Here is a 19,098-nt window from a genome sequence, read left to right as displayed (position 1 = left end):
TCCTGACACCGACTGGATGAACGGATACACACAATGCAAACGCAAGGTTTCAAGATTTCTCCCACGGCCTTCGCCGTTATCGCTGCCTGCGCACTGGCCACCGGTGGCGCCCTGGTGTTCTCCAGCGCATCGCGCGCCGCCGATGAGCCCAAGGCCAGCCAGCCCCGCCCCGCGCTCACCGTGAGCACGGCCCAACCCCAGCGCACCTCGGTGCCCCTGCGCCTGGCGGCCAACGGCAATGTGGCCGCCTGGCAGGAGGCCAGCATTGGCGCCGAGAGCAACGGTCTGCGCCTGACCGACGTGCGTGTGAATGTGGGCGACGTGGTCAAGGCCGGCCAGGTGCTGGCAACTTTCTCTGCCGAAACCGTACAGGCCGATGTGGCCCAGGTCCGCGCCAGCCTGCTCGAAGCCCAGGCCAATGCGGCCGAAGCCGCTGCCAATGCCGACCGGGCCCGCTCGCTGCAGGCCACGGGCGCCTTGAGCCAGCAGCAGATCCAGCAGTACACAACGGCCGAGAAGACCGCGCAGGCTCGCGTGGAGGCGGCCAAGGCCACGCTGAACGCACAGCAGTTGCGTCTGAAGTACACCCAGGTGGTGGCGCCCGACAGCGGCGTGATCTCGGCCCGCACGGCCACCGTGGGCGCGGTGGTGGGCGCGGGCACCGAGCTGTTCCGCATGGTGCGCAAGGGGCGCCTCGAATGGCGCGCCGAAGTCACGTCCACCGAGCTGCGCCGGATTGCGCCGGGCGCCAAGGTCAGCGTGACGGCGGCCAGTGGTGCGGTGGCAGAAGGCACGGTGCGCATGATTGCGCCGACGGTGGACCCGCAGACGCGTAATGCGCTGGTGTACGTTGATCTACCCCTGAACACAGACTTCCGTGCGGGCATGTTTGCGCGGGGTGAGTTCGCGCTGGGCGCCAGCGATGCACTCACCGTGCCACAAGAGGCGCTGGTGGTGCGCGACGGCTTCTCGTACGTGTTTGTGGTGGGTGCCGAGCAGCGTGTGCAAATGCGCAAAGTGCAGACGGGCCGCCGCGTGGCAGACCGGGTCGAGGTGCTCTCGGGTCTGGACGCGAATGCCTCGGTAGCGGTGCGTGGCGCTGGCTTCCTGAACGACGGTGACCTGGTGCGGGTGGTGAGCACGCCGCCCGCCAGCAGCACCTCGCAAGCTCCGGATTTCAAGCAAAAAATGGCTCTAGCGCTTACCAATAAAGCGCAAGCAGCTATCAATTGAGGAGCATTCAGCATGAATGTATCCACCTGGTCGATCAAGAACCCCATACCGGCGCTGATGCTGTTTGTGCTGCTGACCTTCGGCGGCCTGCTGTCGTTCAACGCCATGAAGGTGCAGAACTTTCCGGACATTGACCTGCCCACGATCTCCGTGACCGTGGCGCTGCCCGGCGCCTCGCCCGCGCAGCTCGAAAACGATGTGGCGCGCAAGATTGAAAACAGCATCGCCACGCTGCAAGACCTGAAACACATCTACACCAAGGTGCAGGACGGCGGCGCCACCATCACGGCCGAGTTCCGCCTGGAAAAGCCTACGCAGGAAGCGCTCGACGACGTGCGCTCTGCCGTGGCCCGCGTGCGCGGTGACCTGCCTGGCGACGTGCGCGACCCCATCGTGACCAAGATGGACCTGGCCGCGCAGCCGGTGCTGGCGTTCACCATCGCCTCCACCCGCATGGACGACGAGGCGCTGTCCTGGTTTGTGGACGATGCCGTGGCCAAGAAGCTGCTCACGGTGCGGGGTGTGGGCGCGGTCAACCGCGTGGGCGGTGTGCAGCGTGAGGTGCATGTGTTGCTGGACCCGGTCAAGCTGCAGGCGTTGAACGCCACGGCGGCCGATGTCTCGCGCCAGCTGCGGCTGGTGCAGACCGAAAGTGCCGGTGGCCGCACCGACCTGGGCGGCAGCGAACAGCCTGTACGCACCCTGGCCACGGTGCAGTCGGCGCAGGAGCTCGCAGGGCTCACGCTGGCACTGTCAGACGGCCGCCATGTGCGGCTCGATCAGGTGGCCACGGTGACAGACACGATTGCAGAGCCGCGCGCCCTGGCCCTGCTCAACGGCAAGCCCGTGGTGGGCTTCGAGGTTGCGCGCAGCAAGGGCGCGAGCGAGGTGGAAGTCGGCTCTGCGGTGCAGGCGGCCCTCAAGGAAATTCGCGCTCAGCACCCCGATCTGGAGATCACCGAAGCTTTCAACTTTGTGCAGCCTGTGCAGGAGGAGTACGACGGCTCCATGCACCTGCTGTACGAAGGCGCGTTGCTGGCCGTGCTGGTGGTGTGGCTCTTTTTGCGCGACTGGCGCGCCACGTTCGTGTCGGCTGTGGCACTGCCGCTGTCGGTGATCCCGGCGTTCATCGGCATGCACTGGCTGGGCTTCTCGATCAACGTGATCACGCTGCTGGCGCTGTCGCTGGTGGTGGGCATTTTGGTGGATGACGCCATCGTGGAAGTGGAGAACATCGTGCGCCACCTGCGCATGGGCAAGACGCCCTACCAGGCGGCCATGGAGGCGGCCGACGAAATTGGCCTGGCCGTGGTGGCCACCACGTTCACACTGATTGCGGTGTTTTTGCCCACCGCGTTCATGAGCGGCATTGCGGGCAAGTTCTTCAAGCAGTTCGGCTGGACGGCGTCGCTGGCGGTCTTTGCCAGCCTGGTGGTGGCGCGGGTACTGACACCCATGATGGCGGCCTACATCCTCAAACCCATCGTGGACACGCACAAGGACCCGCGCTGGATGACGGTGTACCTGCGCTGGGCGGCTTGGTGCATCAAACACCGCTGGATGACCTTCATTGCCACGGCAGCGTTTTTCATCGGTTCTCTGGCGCTGATCCCGCTGCTGCCCACGGGCTTCATTCCGGCCGATGACAACTCGCAGACCCAGGTCTACCTGGAGCTGCCACCTGGCGCCACGCTGGCCCAGACCCGCGCCGTGGCCGAGGATGCGCGCCAGCGCATCGCCAAGGTGGACCATGTGCAAAGCGTGTACACCACCATCGGTGGGGGCTCGGCCGGTGGCGATCCGTTCATGGGCAGCGCCAATGCCGAAACGCGCAAGGCCACGCTCACCATCTTGCTGGCCGAGCGCGGCGACCGGCCGCGCAAGCAGGGCATCGAGAACCAGATCCGTGCAGCGCTGGAGACGCTGCCGGGCGTGCGCAGCAAGGTGGGCCTGGGGGGCTCTGGCGAGAAGTACGTGCTGGTGCTCTCGGGCGACGACCCGCAGGCGCTGACCTCGGCCGCGCTGGCGGTCGAGAAGGACCTGCGCACCATCCCGGGCCTGGGCAGCATCTCTTCCACCGCCAGCCTGGTGCGCTCCGAGATCGCGGTGCGCCCGGACTTTGCGCGCGCCGCCGACCTGGGGGTGACCAGCAGCGCCATTGCCGAAACGCTGCGCATTGCGACCGTGGGCGACTACGACGTGTCGCTGCCCAAGCTCAACCTGGCCTCGCGCCAGGTGCCGATCGTGGTCAAGCTGCAGGATGACGCGCGCAAGGACCTGTCGCTGCTGGAGCGCCTGTCGGTGCCGGGCAGCAAAGGCCCGGTGATGCTGGGCCAGGTGGCCACGCTGGAGTTCAGCGGCGGACCGGCCGTGGTGGACCGGTATGACCGCGCGCGCAATGTCAACTTTGAGATCGAGTTGTCAGGCCAGCCGCTGGGCGACGTGACGAAGGCGGTCGAAGCGCTGCCCTCCATCCAGAACTTGCCGCCGGGCGTGCGCCAGATCACCATTGGCGATGCCGAGATGATGGGCGAGCTGTTCGCGAGCTTCGGCCTGGCCATGCTGACCGGGGTGTTGTGCATCTACATCGTGCTGGTGCTGCTGTTCAAGGACTTCCTCCACCCGGTGACCATCCTGGCGGCGCTGCCGCTGTCGCTGGGCGGGGCGTTCGTGGGCCTGCTGATCGCGCAGAAGAGCTTCTCGATGCCCTCGCTCATCGGGCTGATCATGCTCATGGGCATTGCCACCAAGAACTCCATCCTGCTGGTGGAATACGCCATCCTGGCGCGGCGCGAGCATGGCATGACGCGCTTTGAGGCACTGATCGACGCTTGCCACAAGCGCGCACGGCCCATCATCATGACCACGCTGGCCATGGGTGCGGGGATGATGCCGATTGCGCTGGGCATTGGTGCGGCGGATGCCAGCTTTCGCTCGCCCATGGCGGTGGCGGTGATTGGCGGGCTGATCACGTCCACGCTGCTGAGCCTGCTGGTCATCCCCGCCGTGTTCACGGGGGTGGATGATCTGGGGCAGTGGTTTGGTCGCATGCTGCGGCGCTTGCGAGGTGCCCACCCCGTGCCCGCGCCAGAGGCGCCCGCTACACCCCCAGCGGGATGATGGAGACCGGTGGTTGCTTGAAAAAGCAGGCAATCCCCGGGGTTGCCCCGGCTTAGCCGGGCGTGTGGCCGTTAGATAATGTAACGACCACCATGAACCTCGTCAGCCTGAACATCGAATCCATCCAGCTGGGCCACCCTTTGCCGTTTGTGCTGCGGGGTGCTGATGGCGTGTTGCTGGCGCAAAAAGGCTATGTCATCCGTACTCGGGAAGAGCTGGCCAAGATGGTGGGCCGGGGGCGGCAGCTGTGTGTGGATACCGATGAGTCCGGTGACAGCCACCGGGCCTACCTCGCGCAATTGCAGCGCATGCTGATCGCCGACACCAACCTTGGCGAAATTGCCGCGATGAAGATGACGGCGGCCGACGACGCAGGAGGGCGGGGCCGCACTGGCAAGACGCTGCCTGACTGGCCCGAACTGCAGTTGCGTGCCACGCAGTTGCTGCGTGCACCTTCGCCCGCTGATTTTGGCGGGCGCTTCCAGACGCTGCACGACGAGCTGGCCCGCCACTGCGAGCAGACGCCCGACGCGACGCTGCTGGGCCTGATTTACCTGTCTGCGCAGGAAACGCGCATGTACAGCGCCACGCATTCGATGCTGGTGTGCTGTGTGTGCATGGTGGTGGCGCGCGAGATGCTGCGCTGGCCCGCCTCCCGCGTGCAGCAGCTGGGCCACGCGGCGCTCTCCATGAACATAGCCATGTCCGAGCTGCAGGACCAGCTGGCCCAGCAGACCCATCCGCTCACCGCCCAGCAGATTGCGGCGGTCGAGAGTCATGCGGAGCGTTCCGAGGCGCTGCTGCGCACGCTCGGCGTGGCCGACCCGGTGTGGCTGGAGGCGGTGCGCTGCCACCACCACCGCACCCCCGGCCCGCTGGCCAAGAAGACGGAACCCCAGCAAATGGCCCGCCTGCTGCAGCGTGCCGACATTTTTGGCGCCCGCATGGCACCTCGCGCGGCCCGGTTGCCCATGCCCGTCACGGCGGCCATGCAGGCCAGCTACTACGACGAAGAGCACCAGGTGGACGAGGCTGGTGCCGCGCTCGTCAAGACCCTGGGTGTATACCCGCCCGGGGCCTTCGTGCGGCTGGCCAGCCAGGAGGTGGGCGTGGTCGTTCGCCGGGGCACCACGGCCACCACGCCCAAGGTGGCGGTGGTGACCAACCGTGACGGCATGCCCACGGGCGAGCCCATTCCGCGTGACACCGGCATGCCCCCCTGGAAGGTCACGGGCGTGGTGGCTTTCAAGGACGTGAGAGTCAAGCTCTCGCTGGACCGCCTGCTCAACCTGGTCTGACCCCGCGCCGGGCTGCGGGCGCATCCCCCCACCTGCAGCGGGAGGGCTGGCGCAGGCCCACGCCACCCAACGGCGCCCAGCGCCACTGGCGGGCAGCTTGTGCCCAGAATTCTCCCTCTCTTGCCACTACGACGGCAAACCTTCAGCCATGCGACACCTGTCGCCCCGTTCCCGTGCGCGCCCGCTTTACCCCTTTCTTTTGCAGGACTTTGAATCCGAGCGGTTCGCATTCCCGTAAACCAATCAGTCCAAATAAAAACTCATGTGGACAAAAAATGATGGAATGGTTAAATTGCCCATACCCCCTGCGATCCCAAGTCCTATGAACACCTCTAACAGACGCTTTCTTTCGGCCGCCAGCCTTTTGTTGCTGGTTGCGGTGGCGGTCGGCTATGCCCCCCCGGTCCGCGCGGCGGGTTCCGAAAGCTGCCCGGCCACGCTGCAGCACACGTTTGCGAGGTTGCAGGACGAAAAGCCTCAGTCGCTGTGCCAGTACAGCGGCAAAGTGGTGCTGGTGGTGAACACGGCCAGCTTCTGTGGCTTTACGGGCCAGTACAAGGGGTTGGAGGATCTGTACGCCCGCTACAAAGGCAAGGGCCTGGTGGTGCTGGGCTTCCCGTCCAACGACTTTGCCCAGGAAAAAGGCAGCAACAAGGAGATTGCTGACTTCTGCGAAAACACGTTCGGCGTGAAATTTCCGATGTTTGCCAAGAGCAGCGTGAAGGGCCCCGAGGCTTCGCCGTTGTTCCAGCAACTGGCGCAGCTGTCGGGCACAGCGCCGCGCTGGAACTTCCACAAATACCTGCTGGGCCGCGACGGCAAGCTGGTGGACAGCTACTCCAGCCTGACCGCCCCAGATAACAAGGGCCTGGTGCGGGCCATCGAACAACAGCTGAACCAGCCTGTGCCTCGGTGACCGCCATGACTTCTTTACATTTCTTGAAAAAAAATACAGTGAGCCTCTGGAACTTCGCCAGCGTGACCCCACTCTATCCATTGCGCAAGACGATTGCGCAGCGTACAGTTTTAACGTTGCGAAGCCTTTCGGGCCCCCGGGTTCCGACTGACCTCCTGGAGCGCTTCTCCTCCCTCCCTCTCTTATTCGTTTCGGGACGCTTCGCAACCTTTTTATTCCGTGCACCGGCCAGAGGGAGCCGGTCATGAAAATCGCCATCATCGGCTCCGGCATCTCGGGGCTCTCGGTCGCGCACCAGCTGCGCGGCCAGGCGGACATCACACTGTTTGAGGCAGGCGACTACTTCGGCGGGCACACCCACACCGTCGATGTCACGCTACCCGATGCCTCGGGTACCCCCGTCACCCACGGGGTGGACACCGGCTTTCTGGTGTTCAACGAGCGCACCTACCCCCACCTGATCCGCCTGTTGGCCGAGCTGGGCGTGGAGACCGCCAAGTCGGACATGTCGTTCTCGGTGCGGGTGCCGGGCGCCCTGAGCGGCCCTGGTGGTGGCCGCGCGCTGGAATGGAGCGGCACCAACCTCAGCACCGTGTTTGCCCAGCGCTCCAACCTGGTCAACCCGCGCTTTCTGGGCATGCTGCGCGACCTGCTGCGCTTCAACAAGCTGTGCACGCGCATTGCAGAGAAACAGGCCGAGGCCGCGCTGATGCAGCCGCTGGGCGATTTCTTGCGCGAGCACCGCTTTGGCGACGCCTTCCGTGACTGGTACTTCTTGCCCATGCTGGGCTGCATCTGGAGCTGCCCCACCGACCAGATGCTGAAGTTCCCCGTGGCCACCATGATCCGGTTCTGCCACAACCACGGCCTCATCCAGGTGAGCAATCGCCCGCAGTGGTGGACGGTGTCTGGCGGTGCTCGCCACTACGTGGACAAGATCGTGGCGGGCATCGCCGACAAGCGCCTGAACACCCCCGTGCGCCGCATCGAGCGTGACGCCGCCGGTGTGCGCGTGGTGACGGCTGGCCACACCGAACACTTTGACAAGGTGGTGCTGGCTACCCATTCCGACCAGTCCCTGGCGCTGCTGGCCCAGCCCACGCCGCACGAGCGCGCGGTGCTGGGTTCCATTCGCTACCAGGCCAACCGCGCCGTGCTGCACACCGATACGTCCGTACTGCCCGAGCGCCGCGCTGCCTGGGCCGCGTGGAACTACGAACGTGCCCCGCAGCGCAGCCGCGAGTCGGCCCGCGTGTGCCTGCACTACCTCATCAACCAGCTGCAGCCCGTGCCCTTTGCGCAGCCCGTGGTGGTGTCGCTGAACCCGGTGCGCGACATAGCGCCCGAACACGTGATCGGCAGCTACGAATACGCCCATCCGGTGTTCGACATGGCCGCCATCCGCGCGCAACAGCAGGTGGGCAAGCTGCAGGGGCAGCAGCACACCTGGTTCTGCGGCGCCTGGACGGGCTATGGCTTTCATGAGGATGGCCTCAAATCCGGCCTGGCCGTGGCCGAGCAACTGCTGGCGGCCCTGCCAGCGCCCCTGGCGGAGGCTGCGTGAGCCACGCGCCGGCCCCCACCGCAGCGCCCCTCATCGGCTTCGGCCAGGTGCGCCACACGCGGCTGCGGCCCCGGCGGCATGCGTTTGCCTACCCCACGTTTTTCCTCATGCTGCCCATGCGCAGCCTGAGCGGCACGCACACACCGCTGGCGGTGAACCGCAGCGGCGCCATCAGCTTCCATGACGTGGACCACGGCGACGGCCGCAGTGCCGCGCAGGGTGGTGCGCTGGCCTGGCTGGACGAGCTGCTGCGTACCGAAGGCATCACCGACGCCACGGGCGAGGTCTGGCTGCACTGCTATCCGCGCGTGCTGGGCTACACCTTCAAGCCCGTGAGCTTCTGGTACTGCCACCGCGCCGACGGCCACCTGCGTGCCATCGTGGTGGAGGTCAACAACACCTTTGGCGAGCGTCACTGCTACCTGCTGGATGCGCCGCAGTACGGCGTGGAGCAGCAGGCGCGCAAGGTGTTCCACGTCTCGCCGTTTTGTGAGGTGAACGGGGGCTACCGCTTTCGCTTCATGCGTACCGAGGCGGGGGCACAGGACGCGGGCCGCACTGTGGTGCGCATCGACCACGACGACGACACCGGCCCACTCATCCAGACCAGCGTGAGCGGCACCTTGCAGGCCATCACCCCGCAGACCCTGCGCCAGGCGCTTTGGGGCTACCCCGCGATGACGTTGGCCATCATTGCCCGCATTCACTGGCACGCGCTGCAGCTGTGGCTCAAGCGCGTGCGTTTCCACCGCAAGCCCGAGGCGCCTGCATCCATCGTGACCCGCTGAATTCCATGACGAACGAGAACGCCGCCATGAACTCCACCACCGCCCCCCGCACCGCCCTGGCCCTGCCCGCTGGCACCCCGGCTGCCGCCCGCACGGCGCTTAAGCTGCTGCAGCGCCTGCAGCATGGCCACCTCACGGTGCAGCTGCCCGACGGCACGCTGCAGCACTTCGGCCACGGTGATGGCCCCTCGGCGGCCATCACGCTCAAGAACTGGAACGTGTGCAGTGCCGCACTCCGGTCGGGCGACATCGGCTTTGCCGAGAGCTACATCGCGGGCGACTGGACCACGCCGCACCTGACCGACCTGCTCAAGCTCTTCATCGCCAACCGCCAGCAGGTGGAAGGCGTGATCTACGGCACCTGGGCCGGGCGTCTGCTATATCGCATAAAGCACCTGCTCAACCGCAACACCCGCGCCAACAGCCAGAAGAACATCCATGCCCACTACGACCTGGGCAACGCGTTCTACGAACTCTGGCTGGACGACACGATGAACTATTCGTCCGCCTGGTTCGAGGGCGATGCAGGCGGCGACATGCGCAAAGCCCAGCACGCCAAGGTGCGCCGCGCGCTGCGCATGGCGGGGGTGCAGCCAAATTCTCGAGTGCTGGAAATTGGCTGTGGCTGGGGTGCGCTGGCCGAGATGGCGACCGTGGAATTCGGCGCCCACCTGACGGGAGTGACACTCTCCACCGAGCAGCTCGCATTCGCGCAAAAGCGCATGGCACAGCAGGGGGTGGCCGAGCACGCCGACCTGCGCCTGCAGGACTACCGTGACATCCAGGACGGCCCGTACGACGCCATCTGCTCCATCGAGATGGTCGAGGCCGTGGGCCGCGAATACTGGCCCACCTATTTCCAGTCGGTGAACCGCCTGCTCAAGCCCGGTGGCAAGGCCTGCATCCAGAGCATCGTGATCGACGACAGCCTGTTCGAGCGCTACATCAGTTCCACGGATTTCATCCAGCAGTACATCTTCCCCGGAGGCTGCCTGCCCTGCCCGCGCGAGTTCCGCCGTGAGGCCGAGGCGGCAGGCCTGCGCGTGGTGGACGAGTTCGCGTTTGGCCAGGACTACGCCGAAACCCTCAAGCGCTGGCGCGAGCGCTTTCTGGCGCAGCGCACGCAAATCCTGCAGCTGGGGTTTGACCAGCGCTTCCTGCACATCTGGGAGTTCTACCTGGCGTACTGCGAAGCGGCATTTGCGATGAGCAACATCGACCTGGTGCAGTACACGCTGGTGAAGGATTGAATGCTATGAAAAACATAGCTACTACCGCTTTATGGATAAGCGCTGGAGCCTTTTTTTATTCAAATTCCGCTATCGCGCAGGCCGTGCCGATGGCCCAGGCGGCAGAGTCGGCCACCGCCACGCCCCTGTCAGGCGTGCGCCTGGCGGGCCAGGGCGTGCTCCGGTTTTTGGGCTTCGAGATCTACCGCGCCCGCCTGTGGGTGCAGCCCGGCTTTGACGCAGACAACTACGGCGCCCAGCCGCTGGCGCTGGAGCTGACCTACCACCGCGACTTCACGGCCGAGGCCATCGCCAAACGCTCACTGGAAGAGATGCGCCGCGTGGGCAGCTTCACGCCCCAACAGGCCACGCGCTGGCAGCAGGCGCTGCAGGCCGCGTTGCCGGATGTGAAGTCGGGCGATCGCCTGCTGGGCATTCACCAGCCGGGCGTGGGTGCGGTGTTCAAGATGGCGGGGCGTGTCGTCGGTGAGGTGCCGGACGCCGAGTTCTCGCGCCTGTTCTTTGGCATCTGGCTGTCTCCGCAGACCTCCGAACCCGGGCTGCGCCAGGAGTTGCTGGCCGCCACCCGCACTGCAGGCCAACCATGACCTCCACGCAGCCCATCCGCGCCAGCGCAGGCCTGGCCTATGGGCTGCTGGGTCTGCCGCTGGCGTTTGTGGCGCTGCCGCTGTATGTGCTGCTGCCCAACCACTATGCGCGCGAATTTGGCATGCCCCTGGCCACGCTGGGCTCGGTGCTGCTGGCAGCGCGGCTGTTTGATGCGTTCACCGACCCGCTGCTGGGCCGCCTGTCTGACTACCTCTTCGGCCGCTCGGTGCGCGCCGTGCTGGCGGTGGGCGCGGTGTCGGCGGCGGTGCTGGCACTGGGGCTGACCAGCCTGTTCTTTCCCTTGGTGCGCGGGGCCGATGCGCTGGTCGCCTGGGCGCTGGTGGCATTGCTCATCACTTACACCGCCTACAGCCAGCTCAGCATCGCACACCAGTCCTGGGGCGCACGCCTGGGCGGTGACGAGCTGCAGCGTGGCCGCATCGTGGCCTGGCGCGAGGGTGCTGCACTGGTCGGCGTGGTGCTGGCATCGGTGCTGCCCGCGCTGCTGGGCCTGCCGGTGATGCTCAGTGTGTTTGCCATCACCCTGCTGCTAGGCTGGTGGGCCTGGACCAGAGCCCCGCGCCCCGCAGCGCATGCGGGTGTCGCCGTGGCCGGTGTGTACCGCCCCCCGCAGCGCGCCAGCCTGTGGCGGCCCTGGGGCCGCCCTGCCTTCCGCCGCCTGCTGGCGGTGTTCATGCTCAACGGCATTGCCAGCGCCATACCGGCCACGCTGGTGCTGTTTTTTATTCAGGACCGGCTGCAGGCCCCGCCCGCGCAGGAGCCCATGTTCCTCGCGGCCTATTTCGTGTGCGCTGCGCTGTCCATCCCGCTGTGGCTGCGTGCCGTGGCGCGCTGGGGCCTGGCGCGCACCTGGTTGGCGGGCATGCTGCTGGCGATTGCCGTGTTTGTGTGGACTGCGTTTCTGGGCGCGGGTGATGTGGTGCCGTTCCTCGTCGTCTGTGCGCTGTCCGGCGTGGCCCTGGGCACCGACCTGGCCCTGCCCAGCGCCTTGCTGGCTGGCGTGATTGCCGCCGAGGGCGACAGTGGCCAGCACGAGGGCGCGTACTTTGGCTGGTGGAACTTTGCCACCAAGCTCAACCTGGCACTGGCGGCAGGCCTGGCGCTGCCCCTGCTGGGATGGCTGGGCTACAGCCCCGGAATGCGAAGCGATGACGGTTTGCAGACCCTCGGCCTGGCCTATGCGGTGCTGCCCTGCGTGCTCAAGTTCACCGCTGCGGCCGCGCTCTATCTCCTCATTCTGCGGCGCCCGCGTGGCGCGGCGATTGTCTGAATTCGAACCGACCAAGGCCCACCACCATGATGCAAAGACGTCTCCTCCTTTCGGCCGCTGTGGCCGCACCCGTGGTGCTGTCTGGCTGCGCCAGCCAGAACCTCGATGGCTACGCCAGCGAAAAACCGGTGCTGGACCTGGCCCAGTATTTCAACGGCAAGATCGACGCCTACGGCATCTTCCAGGACCGCAGCGGCCAGATCGTCAAGCGCTTCACCGTGGTCATGGACTGCAGCTGGAAAGGCAACGAGGGCGTGCTCGACGAAGCCTTCACCTACTCCGACGGCACCACGCAACGCCGCATCTGGCGGCTGACGAAGCATGCCGACGGCCGCTACACCGGCACCGCCGACGATGTGGTGGGTACGGCCAACGGCCAGACGCGTGGCAATGCCTTCCGCTGGAACTACACGCTGGCCCTGCCTGTGGATGGCAAGGTCTACAACGTGGACCTGGACGACTGGATGTACCTCATCGATGACCGTGTGATGCTCAACCGCGCCACCATGAGTAAGTTCGGATTTCGCCTGGGCGAGATCACCCTGTCCTTCACCAAACGCGCACCATGAGCCTCAATCCTCCCCTGCGCGACTGGCATGGCCGCCGGGCCTGGCTCATCGGGGCTAGCAGCGGCATTGGCCGGGCCACAGCGGCTGCGCTGCATGCGCGCGGCGCGCAGGTCATCGTGTCGGCGCGCAGTGGTGATGCGCTGAACGCCTTTGCCCGGCAGCACCCCGGCAGCACGGCGCTGGCTTTTGACACCGCCGAACCGGCACAGGTGCAGGCCGCCGCCGCGCAGGTGCTGGCGGGTGGTGTTCCCGACATGGTGTGCTATTGCGCGGGCTACTACCGCGACATGCGCGCCACCGACTTCGACCTGGACGTGATGCTGCGCCACGAGCAGATCAACTACAACGGCGTGCTGCATGTGCTGGCTGGTGTGTTGCCCGCCATGCTGACCGCAGCGCAGGCCGGGCGCCCGGGCCATGTGAGCCTGATCAGCAGCGTGGCGGGCTTTCGGGGGCTGCCCAAGAGCCTGGCCTATGGCCCCACCAAGGCCGCGCTCATCAACTTGGCCGAGGCGCTCTACCTGGACCTGCATGACCTGGGTATGGGCGTGAGCGTGATCAACCCGGGCTTTGTGGCCACGCCGCTCACGGCGGGCAACGACTTCACCATGCCGGCCCTCATCTCACCCGAAGCAGCGGCGGCGGCCATCGTGCAGGGCTGGGAGCGGGGGCATTTCGACATCCACTTTCCCAAGCGCTTCACCCGGGTGATGAAACTGCTGCGCGTGCTGCCGTATCGGTGGTACTTTCCGGCGGTTCGCAAATTCACAGGTCTTTGAACGGTATGCACCCACCGGAAACCACGATCGCTACGGAAGAAGCCGTCACGCGCGTCATTGCGTTCTTTGAAAACCTGTCGCCCGCCGATGTGGCGACCATCGGCCAGTTCTATGGGCCTCAGGCGCGCTTCAAGGATCCGTTCAACGAGGTGGTGGGCGTGCCTGCCATCCAGGGCATCTTTGCCCACATGTTCGAGGCACTGGAGCAGCCGCGTTTTGTGGTCACCGGACGCGTGGTGCAGGGGCAGCAATGTTTTCTGACCTGGGACTTCCTGTTCGCCTTCAAGGACTTCCACAAGGGCGTGACGCAGACGGTGCGCGGTGCCTCGCACCTGGTGCTGGACGAACAAGGCCTCGTGACCTTGCACCGCGACTATTGGGACGCTGCCGAAGAACTGTACGAAAAGCTGCCCGTGGTGGGCGCACTGATGCGCTGGCTCAAGAAGCGCGCCAACAGCTGATCGTTGGCCGCTGCCGCTTTGACGCGTTGGTCACGCCAGGGTCTTGATGCGCGGGTGTCCGGGCAGCGGCACGGCGCGCTGCAGCACCCCCTCCGCCAGCCACAGCGCACTGTTCCACGCGCGTTGCGCCACATAAGGCAGCGGCAGCTGCTGGTAGTCGTCGTTGAAAACCTCGAAGCTGTAGTCGCCCTGGTAGCCCATGCCATCCAGCGTGCGCACCAGCTCGGCCAGGGCCTGGCTGTGCACGCCCTCGCCAGGGAACACGCGAAAGTGCCGCGCGGTCTCGATGCGCTCCTGCACCGTGCGGGTCTCCTGCCACATGAAGTCCGAAAGCTGCACCAGATAGATCTTGGCGGGGTCCACGTCTTCCAGGGCCGAGAGCGGCGTACTGGTGGCGAACTGGTGGTACGAGTCGATGGCCAGACCGAGGTTGGGGCAATCGGCCTGCTCGACCGCCGCCCACGCCTGGTGCACCTCGTTGATGTGCCGTCCCCACGAGAGTCCTTCAAACGCCACGCGGATGCCGTGTGGCAGCGCCAGCAGCGCAAGCTTGCGCAGGTCGCGTGCAATGGCCTCGGCATCCGCCGTGGCGTGCGATGACGTGGAGCTGCAGGCCAGCAACACTGGCGCGCCCAGGTCGCGCGCCATCAGGATCATCTGCTTGGCAATGTCCACCTTGTAGCTGTGCAGGTGGCCCGACAGGCCCTCGAAGTCGCGCAGCACCTGGAAACCCGTCACGCGCAGGCCGCTGTTGCGCACCGCGTGCACAGCGGCTTCGATGCCCTCAGGATGGCCCACGATGTCGCGCGCGGCCAGCATGATCTGGCCGAAGCCGGCGGCTTTCACGGCGGCCAGCTTGGCCTCCAGTGGGCCCGCCAGGCTGATGGTGTCCATGCCGAAATCGGCGATGTTGCGTTGCATGGTGGATTGGCGCATGGGCGGTCTCCAGGCTCAGCGGGCGTCGAGCACCAGCTCGAAGCTGGGCGATGCGGTGTCGGCGCGCGTGAGGGCACCGCGCGTGCCGGTGTGCACGCCCGTGGGCGACTCGACAAACTCCACACCGCGCGCACGCAGCGCTTGCACCGTGGCCAGCACGTCGGGTGTGCCAAAGGCCACGCGCTGCAGCAGCTCCTCGGGGTCGGCATCCAGCGCATCGACCAGCGGTTCAATCAGCTGCCAGTGCAGCGTGCCGCAGGGGCTGGCCAGGATGCGGCCATGGGTGAGCACGCCAAACGACTGGTCGGGTGCCAGCTCGGCAAAGCCGAACAGCTCGCTGTAGAAATGGATCCAGTCCGCCGCGCGGCCCAGGCCGATGTATTGCACCACGCCGAACAGGTGCAGGCCTTGCAGCGCAGGCGGGCGCGGGCTGACGGTGGGGATGGGCACAAAGTCCACGTCGTAGATCGAGAACTCCTTCCAGCGGTCCACAAAGTAGATGCGGCTCGCGCCCACGCCGTGGATGGCGGGGATGTTCAGCTCCATCACCTCGACCTCGGTGTGCACCGCCCACGCGCCGAGTTCCAGCACGCGGCGAAATGCTGCGGCCGCATTGCCCACGCGGAAGGCGATGGCGGCCAGCACGGGTGTTTCGGTGAGTGTAGGGGGCGCATGCACGCCGGTGCGTTCGGTGTCCTGGTGCGCGTTGACGATGATGTTCATGTCGCCCTGGCGGTACAGCAGCACCTCGCGCGAGCGGTGGCGTGCCACGGGCTGAAAACCCATGCGCTCCAGCGCCTGGCCCAGCGCCTGGGGGCGGCTGGTGGCGTATTCGATGAACTCGATGCCCTGCAGGCCCAGGGGGTTGGGCATGTCGCCCAGCGCTTCGCGGGTGGCCACCATCGGGGTGCTCATGGGTTCAGCTCCTTGTGTTGTCGTGCGCGGAAGGGGTCAGCGGGCGCTGCTGACCAGGCGGCGGAAATGTGCGTCCATGCGGGCGGCGTCAGGGGCCTCGCCGGTGAACAGCTCAAACGCTCCCACGGCCTGGCCCACGGCCATGCCGCCGCCGTCCGATACCCGGCAGCCCAGCGCGCGCGCGGCCTGCACCAGAGCGGTGTCGAGCGGGAAATACACGACTTCGGACACCCACATGGCGGGGCGCAGCAGGCCCACATCCAGCGGCAGGCCGGGCAGCTTGTCCATGCCCGTGGGCGTGGCGTGGATCAGCCCGGTGGCGTGGGCCATGGCCGAGCGGATTTCACCGGCCTCGGCGCGTGCGCCATAGAGCGCATTCACGTCGGCTGCCAGTTGTGCTGCGCGTTCGGGTTGTGCATCCACGATGCTCAGGTGCTGTGCCCCCAGGCGCAGCACGGCGTGTGCAATGGCAGCGCCTGCGCCGCCCGCGCCCAGCAGTACCACGCGGCGCAGGTCAGCGCCGGGCAACGCGCGGGTAAAGCCCCAGGCCCAGCCCGATCCGTCGGTGTTGTGTCCCACCAGTTTTCCATCGCGGATAACCACGGTGTTCACGGCGCCCATGGCGCGCGCTTCTTCCGACAGGCTGTCGAGGTGCGGGATCACGGCCTGCTTGCAGGGGTAGGTCACATTGCAGCCTGCGTAGCCCATGATGCGCGCGGCCGACAGCAGCGTGGGCAGTTGTTCGGGTGATGACGCCGAGCGGTCCAGGTCGATGAGCTGGTAGTGCAGGCGCATGCCGTGGTGGCGCGCCTCTTCCTCGTGCAGGGCCGGCGACAGCGACTTCTGGATGCCGGCGCCGATCAGCCCGATCAGCACCTTGCGGGGGCTAGTGGAAGACATGGTGGACGTGGTGGGGATGACCGGGGGATCGAGGAGCTGGAGGCTCATGGGGCGGGCGGAATGCGGGGTGAGCGCGCTGCCGGGGTGGTGGTGTGTTCACCGCACGGCAGCGCAGGGGTTGCAGCGGTTGCTTACTTGCCGCCGCGCAGTTTGGCCAGCGTGGAATAGACCTCTTGCACGGTCTCGGCGCCCACCTTCTCGCTGTGTTTTTCAACGACGGGTTTCACCTTGGCGCGCAGCTTGTCCAGCTCGGCGGGCGAGAACTCGGACACCTGCATGCCCGCCTTCTTGAGGTCTTCGAGCGCCACGTTGGCCTGCACGCGCGACACGCCGCGCTGGAAGGTCGTGGCTTCGGCCATCGCGTCGTTCAGCGCCTTCTGGTCAGCGGGGTTCAGGCTGTCCCAGAACTTCTTGCTCACGATCACGGCCTGGGGGTTGTACATGTGGCGCGTGACGGTGAGGTACTTCTGCACCTCGGCAAACTTGGACGACAGGATGGTGGAGAACGGGTTCTCCTGGCCGTCCACAGCCTTTTGCTCCATGGCGGTGTACAGCTCGGGGAAGGGCATGGGCACGGCGTTGGCGCCCAGCGCGTTGAAGAGGTCGATGTAGATCGGCGACTGGATCACGCGGATCTTGAGTCCCGCAATGTCCTCGGCTTTGGTGATGGGCTTCTTGCTGTTGGTGAGGTTGCGGAAACCCAGCTCCCAGTAGCCCAGACCGACCAGGTTTTTGGCTTGCAGCTTGTCGAGCAGTTTCTTGCCGAAGGGGCCGTCGGTCACGGCATCGGCCTCTTGGGGCGTGGCGAACAGGAACGGGAAGTCGTAGATGCCGAATTCCTTGGCCTGGGCCGACAAGATGCCCGCGTTGAGTACGGTCATCTCCACCGTGCCGCCCTGCAGGGCCGACACGGTCTGCAGGTCACCGCCCAGCGTGCCGCCGGGGAAGAGCTTGACGGCAATGCGGCCGTTGGTCTTGGCCGCCACGAGGTCCGCAAACTTTTGCGCGCCCTGAGCTTGCGGGTGGTCCTTCTGGTTCTGGAAAGCGAACTTGATGGTGCGTTCCTGGGCATGCGCGGCGGACAGCAGCGACGCGGCAACCAGGGCGGTGGCGAGCAGGGTTTTGAGCAGCTTCATGGAAATGTCTCCTTGGGTTTTTAGGCGGGGCAGAAACGGAGCGGAAAGAAAAGGGCCGGGGCGCAGATGGGGGTCAACCACTCAACCAGCGCAGCGGCACCATGACGATGGAGGGGAACAGCACCAGCAGGAACATCACGGCCAACTGGGCCAGCATGAAGGGCGTGACGCCGCGTGTGACCTGCGACATGGACATGCGCCCCACCCCGGCCACCACGTTGAGCACCGTGCCCACCGGTGGGGTGATGAGCCCGATGGCGTTGTTGATGATGAAGAGCACGCCGAAGTACACCGGGTCGATGCCTGCGGCCTTGACCACCGGCATCAGCACGGGCGTGAGGATAAGGATGGTGGGCGTCATGTCCATGGCCGTGCCCACCACCATGACCAGCAGCATGATGGCGATCAGCAGCAGCGTTGGGTTACCCATGAAGGGCTCCAGCATGCCGATGACCTTGGAGGGCAGGTCGGCCACGGTGATCAGCCAGGCGGACACCATGGCGGCAGCCACCAGGAACATCACCACTGCGCTGGTGCGGGCCGAGGCGCGGAAGATGTCGGCCAGCTGGCGCCAGCTCAGCTCGCGGTAGACCACCATCGACACAAACAGCGCATACACGGCGGCCACCACGGCGGCTTCGGTGGGGGTGAAGACACCCATGCGCAGCCCCACCAGGATGATGATGGGCAGGCCCAGCGCCCACACGGCTTCGCGCAGGGCCACGGCCAGTTCGGCACGGGTGGCCCGCTTTGGGGGCGCCACATCTTCGCGCCGCACGAGCCACCACCAGGTGAGGGCCAGCGCCACCCCCAGCAGGATGCCCGGCACGATGCCTGCCAGAAACAGCTTGCTGATAGACACGTTGGCCGCCACGCCAAAGATCACGAAACCGATGGACGGCGGGATCACCGGGGCGATGATGCCGGCCGACGCAATGAGCCCGGCCGAGCGTTCCTTGTTGTGGCCCGCAGCCACCATCATGGGCAGCAGCAGGGAGGCCAGCGCTGCAGCATCGGCCACGGCCGAGCCCGATACGGCGGCCAGGATCACCGCCGCCATGATGGCCACATAACCCAAGCCGCCGGGCACATGGCCGACCAGCGTGAGCGCCAGCTTCACGATGCGCTTGGACAGGCCGCCCACATTCATGATCTCGCCCGCCAGCATGAAGAAGGGCACGGCCAGCAGCGGAAAGCTGTCGGCGCCGTTGATCACGTTCTGCGCCAGGATCTGCGCGTCGAACAGGTCCAAATGCCACATCAGCGCCACGCCGCTGATGAGCAGCGCAAACGCGATGGGAATGCCGATCGCCATGGCGAGCAGCAGGGAGCCGAGGAAGATGGTGACGGTCAT

General features: G+C 66.2%; 17 protein-coding genes. 12 read left to right on the top strand and 5 right to left on the bottom strand.

All coding sequences use genetic code 11. The annotated features are described in order from the left end of the window. The first annotated feature begins 33 nt into the window (after nt 1–33). From ACSQ22_RS02775 to ACSQ22_RS02720, 12 genes are all read left to right on the top strand, one after another. A complete protein-coding gene (locus ACSQ22_RS02775) occupies nt 34–1,233 on the top strand; it encodes an efflux RND transporter periplasmic adaptor subunit (RefSeq protein WP_436129358.1) in 1,200 nt (399 codons plus the stop codon). A gap of 12 nt (nt 1,234–1,245) precedes the next feature. Next, nucleotides 1,246–4,353, top strand: a complete 3,108-nt coding sequence (locus ACSQ22_RS02770; protein ID WP_228897179.1) for an efflux RND transporter permease subunit — start codon at nt 1,246–1,248, stop codon at nt 4,351–4,353. A gap of 92 nt (nt 4,354–4,445) precedes the next feature. After that, on the top strand, nt 4,446–5,651 hold the full coding sequence (locus ACSQ22_RS02765) for an HD-GYP domain-containing protein (protein ID WP_176887530.1): 1,206 nt from the start codon (nt 4,446–4,448) through the stop codon (nt 5,649–5,651). Between the two features lie 322 nt (nt 5,652–5,973). After that, a complete protein-coding gene (locus tag ACSQ22_RS02760; protein ID WP_436129357.1) occupies nt 5,974–6,567 on the top strand; it encodes a glutathione peroxidase in 594 nt (197 codons plus the stop codon). Between the two features lie 244 nt (nt 6,568–6,811). Beyond that, nucleotides 6,812–8,131, top strand: a complete 1,320-nt coding sequence (locus ACSQ22_RS02755; RefSeq protein WP_121508176.1) for an NAD(P)/FAD-dependent oxidoreductase — start codon at nt 6,812–6,814, stop codon at nt 8,129–8,131. Further along, a complete protein-coding gene (locus tag ACSQ22_RS02750; RefSeq protein WP_436129356.1) occupies nt 8,128–8,919 on the top strand; it encodes a DUF1365 domain-containing protein in 792 nt (263 codons plus the stop codon). Before ACSQ22_RS02755 ends, ACSQ22_RS02750 begins: the two co-directional genes overlap by 4 nt. A gap of 26 nt (nt 8,920–8,945) precedes the next feature. Then, nucleotides 8,946–10,169 carry an SAM-dependent methyltransferase gene (locus tag ACSQ22_RS02745; protein ID WP_436129633.1) on the top strand — a complete coding sequence of 408 codons (1,224 nt, stop codon included), beginning with the start codon at nt 8,946–8,948 and terminating at the stop codon, nt 10,167–10,169. Between the two features lie 89 nt (nt 10,170–10,258). Further along, nucleotides 10,259–10,756: a chalcone isomerase family protein gene (locus ACSQ22_RS02740; protein WP_121421602.1), complete on the top strand. Its 498-nt coding sequence runs from the start codon at nt 10,259–10,261 to the stop codon at nt 10,754–10,756. After that, nucleotides 10,753–12,048 carry an MFS transporter gene (locus ACSQ22_RS02735; protein ID WP_436129355.1) on the top strand — a complete coding sequence of 432 codons (1,296 nt, stop codon included), beginning with the start codon at nt 10,753–10,755 and terminating at the stop codon, nt 12,046–12,048. The genes ACSQ22_RS02740 and ACSQ22_RS02735 overlap by 4 nt, the downstream gene beginning before the upstream one ends. A 26-nt stretch (nt 12,049–12,074) precedes the next feature. Continuing rightward, nucleotides 12,075–12,617 (top strand): DUF3833 domain-containing protein, encoded by a 543-nt coding sequence (locus tag ACSQ22_RS02730; RefSeq protein ID WP_121421600.1) that lies wholly within the window; start codon nt 12,075–12,077, stop codon nt 12,615–12,617. Further along, nucleotides 12,614–13,396: an SDR family NAD(P)-dependent oxidoreductase gene (locus ACSQ22_RS02725; protein ID WP_121508179.1), complete on the top strand. Its 783-nt coding sequence runs from the start codon at nt 12,614–12,616 to the stop codon at nt 13,394–13,396. Before ACSQ22_RS02730 ends, ACSQ22_RS02725 begins: the two co-directional genes overlap by 4 nt. Before the next feature lie 5 nt (nt 13,397–13,401). Further along, nucleotides 13,402–13,857 (top strand): nuclear transport factor 2 family protein, encoded by a 456-nt coding sequence (locus ACSQ22_RS02720; RefSeq protein WP_436129354.1) that lies wholly within the window; start codon nt 13,402–13,404, stop codon nt 13,855–13,857. 30 nt (nt 13,858–13,887) lie between these two features. On the opposite strand, the gene ACSQ22_RS02715 is transcribed toward ACSQ22_RS02720, so the two are convergent. The 5 genes from ACSQ22_RS02715 to ACSQ22_RS02695 form a co-directional block, all read right to left on the bottom strand. Next, nucleotides 13,888–14,793 carry a sugar phosphate isomerase/epimerase family protein gene (locus ACSQ22_RS02715; RefSeq protein WP_436129353.1) on the bottom strand — a complete coding sequence of 302 codons (906 nt, stop codon included), beginning with the start codon at nt 14,791–14,793 and terminating at the stop codon, nt 13,888–13,890. 15 nt (nt 14,794–14,808) lie between these two features. Continuing rightward, on the bottom strand, nt 14,809–15,708 hold the full coding sequence (locus tag ACSQ22_RS02710; RefSeq protein ID WP_436129352.1) for a VOC family protein: 900 nt from the start codon (nt 15,706–15,708) through the stop codon (nt 14,809–14,811). Between the two features lie 36 nt (nt 15,709–15,744). Further along, nucleotides 15,745–16,656, bottom strand: a complete 912-nt coding sequence (locus tag ACSQ22_RS02705; RefSeq protein ID WP_436129351.1) for a shikimate dehydrogenase — start codon at nt 16,654–16,656, stop codon at nt 15,745–15,747. A gap of 83 nt (nt 16,657–16,739) precedes the next feature. Beyond that, nucleotides 16,740–17,744 (bottom strand): TRAP transporter substrate-binding protein, encoded by a 1,005-nt coding sequence (locus ACSQ22_RS02700; RefSeq protein WP_436129350.1) that lies wholly within the window; start codon nt 17,742–17,744, stop codon nt 16,740–16,742. Nucleotides 17,745–17,817: 73 nt separating this feature from the next. After that, on the bottom strand, nt 17,818–19,098 hold the full coding sequence (locus ACSQ22_RS02695) for a TRAP transporter large permease subunit (protein WP_436129349.1): 1,281 nt from the start codon (nt 19,096–19,098) through the stop codon (nt 17,818–17,820).

It is taken from the genome of Acidovorax sp. LjRoot38 (assembly GCF_964252975.1).
Taxonomy (GTDB): domain Bacteria; phylum Pseudomonadota; class Gammaproteobacteria; order Burkholderiales; family Burkholderiaceae_C; genus Acidovorax; species Acidovorax facilis.
The sequence above is the reverse complement of the archived record's forward strand: the minus strand, read 5'-3'. Positions and strand labels throughout refer to the sequence as shown.